The 3,587-nt window shown below is 65.9% G+C and carries 4 protein-coding genes; 1 reads left to right on the top strand and 3 read right to left on the bottom strand.

From position 1 onward, the window contains the following. Nucleotides 1-154 precede the first annotated feature (154 nt). Nucleotides 155-832, bottom strand: a complete 678-nt coding sequence (locus GSQ87_RS21985; protein ID WP_158918817.1) for a FadR/GntR family transcriptional regulator — start codon at nt 830-832, stop codon at nt 155-157. A 21-nt stretch (nt 833-853) separates the two neighbouring features. Beyond that, complete coding sequence (locus GSQ87_RS21980; protein WP_158918815.1) at nt 854-2,203, bottom strand: GntP family permease; 1,350 nt, start codon at nt 2,201-2,203, stop codon at nt 854-856. 316 nt (nt 2,204-2,519) lie between these two features. Here GSQ87_RS21980 and GSQ87_RS21975 point away from each other — a divergent pair, with 316 nt between their 5' ends. Further along, nucleotides 2,520-2,777 carry a helix-turn-helix transcriptional regulator gene (locus GSQ87_RS21975; protein WP_158918813.1) on the top strand — a complete coding sequence of 86 codons (258 nt, stop codon included), beginning with the start codon at nt 2,520-2,522 and terminating at the stop codon, nt 2,775-2,777. Nucleotides 2,778-2,956: 179 nt separating this feature from the next. On the opposite strand, the gene GSQ87_RS22920 is transcribed toward GSQ87_RS21975, so the two are convergent. Then, nucleotides 2,957-3,587 (bottom strand): SMP-30/gluconolactonase/LRE family protein (locus GSQ87_RS22920; protein ID WP_254063206.1); only part of this gene is annotated, 631 nt, incomplete at its 5' end.

The raw sequence follows: 3,587 nt of genomic DNA, 5'->3' as shown, positions 1-3,587 counted from the left end.
ACGTACATCAGCACCACCAACCGGATCACTTCCGGCGAGCTGTCGAACCAGCGAAACAGATTGGGCGGGGGTTTAAGCTTGGCCATGGGGCTCGGCCTTAGCCCCCTCCCCTCCGACCGTCAATTTGCGCTGACAGAGCCCTGAATGCCCTTGTTCAGGGCATCAATCGCTTGCGGCCCTGCGAAAGGTGCCAGCGCATCGCGAGGGCCGCCGCTTCGGGGTCCTGTGCGCCGATCGCCTCCACAATCATCTCGTGCTCGGAGATCATGGCGCGGATGGCTTCGGGCGGCCTGTTTCGCGAGATGTCCACGCCTGCCCGCATGATCCGGTCGATGTCGGCCTGCATGTGGTCGAACACGGACACGAATACCGGGTTGCCGGTGGCGAGCACGATGGCGCGATGCAGCTCAAGGTCCTCGGCATGTGCGGGACCGCTCGAGAGCAGGGCCTTGCGCAGCGCGTCGAGCGCCCGCCCGATGTTGTCCATATGCTCGAAAGACCGACGGGTGGCGGCTAGGCTGGCCGCCTGGGCCTCAACCGCGAAGCGCACCTCGTAGGTGCCGAGGGCGGCGGGGAGCTCATCCAATGGAAGATGGTTTGCCAGGCGCTCGGAGGGGCGGCGCTTGACGTAGGAGCCGGAGCCGCGCCTCGCCTCCGTTATGCCGTCGGAGGCGAGCCGCACCAGCGCCTCGCGCACGATGGTCCGCGACACCCCGAAAAGCTCGGCGAGCCGTCCCTCGGAGGGCAGCCTGTGATCGACCGCGATGTTCTCCCGCACGATCAATCGTATGATCTCGGAATAGGCCCGGTCCGCCAATCTGATTTCGCCCATGCGCACTTCCCCAGGGTCACGCTAGATCAACTGGCTGCCGCACAGTACGCCGACCAGTCCGACGATAGAAATGACCGTCTCCAGGACCGACCAGGTCCGAAATGCGCCCGCCGTACTCGTTCCGAGATAGCCCCGAACCAGCCAAAACCCCGGATCGTTGACATGCGAAAAGAACAGCGACCCCGAGCCGATCGCCAGCACCATCCACTCCGGCGAAACGCCCGTCGTGGTGACCAGCTTCGTCATGAGCCCCGCGGCGGTTATCGTCGCCACCGTAGCGGAGCCAGTCGCAAGACGGACGAAGACGGCGACGAGCCAGCCGAGGACCAGCGGCGACAGACTGCTATGCAAGGCCACGCGCGCCAGCAGGTCCGACAGCCCGATGCTGACCAGGACCTGTTTGAGGCCGCCGCCCGCGCCGATCGCAAGCAGGATCGCGCCCGCCGGCTTGACGGCTTCCGCCCACACCGTCTCCTGGATTCGGCCGTCGGTCATGGCTCGCCCGAATAGGAGCGGAAGCGCTATCAGGTTGGAGAAGAGGAGCGCTAGGACGGGGCTGCTGAACCGGGAAATCCAGGCCCAATCCGCCCGGCTTGCCGTGGGGAGCAGGCCCTGGAACTGGCCGAGGGCGATCAGCACGACGGGCGTCAGCACGACCAGGGCGGACGCCCAGATCGGCGGGGTCTTGGCTAGGGCGACGGCCTGGGCGTCGACCGGTGGCGTCGTGATCCGCACGCCCCGTGAGATCAGTATGGCCAGCAGCGGCCCGGAGATCACCGCCGTGGGGATTGCGATGACCAGGCCATAGATCATCGTGCGGCCCAGGTTGGCGCCAAGAGCGCTGATCGCCAGCAGCGGCCCGGGATGGGGTGGCACCAGGGCGTGCAGCACCGACAATCCCGCCAACGCCGGCAGCATGACGCGAAGCCGCATGCGGTCCCGATCGACAACGCCCGGCAGTGCGGTCAAAGCGGCGCCGACGACCGGCATCAGCAGGACGAGCCCGGTCTCAAAGAAGAGGGGCAAACCGACCAGCATGGCTGCGGCGAGGCTGGCCCAGGGCGCTGCGGCCAGACCCGTCAGGCGCAATACGCTCCCCGCCAAGCTGGCCGCGCCCCCGGAAAGCTGGAGCATGACCCCAAGCGAAAGCCCTAGGGCGACGATCAATCCCGTACCGCCGAGGATGTCGCCGACGCCCTTCTGGATCGCATTCGCGGTCTCGCCCGGATCTTGGCCGGCGATTGCGCCGACTAGGAAGGCGCCGCACAGCAACGCGAAAAACGGATGCAGCCGCCCCCGCAGAATCAGGACGACTGCCAGCGCGACGCCGAGGACCGCAGCCAGCAGGAGGCGGACGTCTTGCGCCGTCATGAGGAGACCGGGCTGAGCGGCGTCGCAGGCGCGGTTTCGCCTGCCTCCATACTTAGGATCTGGACGATCAAAACCGAGCACCTCATGATTCCGTCGCCCATCAAAATCCTGTAAGACAGCCTTCTTCTGTGAAGCACGTCGAAAACCGAGATTGACGGAAATTAGACCAAGGTCTAGCCTCAATCTGTCCAACAGCTTTCAGTAAGGCCAGGTGGGCCCACCTCAAAGCCCGGACGAAGCGGCCGCGCCAAAGCGGCTCTGCGAGGCGGCTACAACCGCCCGCACAGAGGAATTTAGGCGAGGGAGAAGTTTTGTAATGTCTGAGGTCAGCAGCCTTTTCGAACCCCCAACAGCCATTCCGGCGCAGCAGCCGGCGGCGGACATCTTCGCCACGCTGACACCGACCCAGATGAAGGTGCTCAGAGGCGTCTATCTCGGGCAGCTTAACAAGCAGATCGCTTATGAACTCGGAATCGCGGAAGCGACAGTGAAGGCGCACATGACCGCCTTGATGCGCAAGCTCAACGTGCGCAACCGCACTCAGGTCGCCATCGCCGCGCGCCAAGCCGCCTGAGGGGCTTAGCGCGCGGCGAGCAACTGCCGTCGATCTGAGAAGCTGGGCGCGAGCGAGCCGCCGCGCCCTGAACACGGTCGATATGGCGCCGAAGATGGCAGTTACTGGGGCGCTCTGATGTCGGACGCCCCGGCCCTTGGACAGTGTCAAAGCGTCAAGGGCGTCAGGCTCAACCCTATTCACCGTTGCACGCCGAACAGGGCGTGCTGTGAGAGGACGTAGAGGGTTCTGCGGTCGGGTCCGCCGAAGATCAGGCCGATGGGGCGCTCGGGGATGTCGATGCGGCCGAGTTCGTGTCCGTCGGGGGCGTAGACGAACACCTGGCCGTTGGCGACATAGACCCGACCGTCCGCGCCGACCGCCACGCTCTCTCCGCCCCGGTTGGCGAACGGTTTGAGCTCCTCGAGCGCGCCGCCCGCCCCGAGTTTTGCGGCATAGGTGACGTCCTCCGATTCGTTGGAGACGTAGACCCGCCCGTCCGTGGGGGCTGCGACCAGGCCCGACGCGTCCAGTGTCGGCGAGAACCGCCAGCCCAGGTGGTCGGGTGGTCCTTGCTGGAACACCCGAAACGCCGGCAACACCAGGCTGCGGTCAGGCGAGACATATTCCTGCGCCTTCGCCTCGCCCGCCTCGGCCTGGAACATCTCCGCCAGGGTGGTGAAGCGCATCGTCTTGGGATCGAGCTGATCCTTGAACTCCCCGTTGATCCACCAGTTGGCCGGCAACGCGGTGAGCGCGCCCGGGTGGGCGGCTGTGGCGGTGGGCGCGATCAGGGTCAGCTCAGTCTCCGGCGTGTCGGGACGGAAGGTG

Origin of the sequence: Caulobacter sp. S45 (assembly GCF_009765965.1) — a bacterium.
In the GTDB taxonomy this organism is placed as follows: domain Bacteria; phylum Pseudomonadota; class Alphaproteobacteria; order Caulobacterales; family Caulobacteraceae; genus CAHJWH01.
The sequence above is the reverse complement of the archived record's forward strand: the minus strand, read 5'-3'. Positions and strand labels throughout refer to the sequence as shown.

Excerpts from the sequence above, each read along its gene's own strand:
- GSQ87_RS21985 (WP_158918817.1), bottom strand. The coding sequence starts at position 832 with ATGGGCGAAATCAGATTGGCGGACCGGGCCTATTCCGAGATCATACGA.
- GSQ87_RS21980 (WP_158918815.1), bottom strand. The coding sequence starts at position 2,203 with ATGACGGCGCAAGACGTCCGCCTCCTGCTGGCTGCGGTCCTCGGCGTC.
- GSQ87_RS21975 (WP_158918813.1), top strand. The coding sequence starts at position 2,520 with ATGTCTGAGGTCAGCAGCCTTTTCGAACCCCCAACAGCCATTCCGGCG.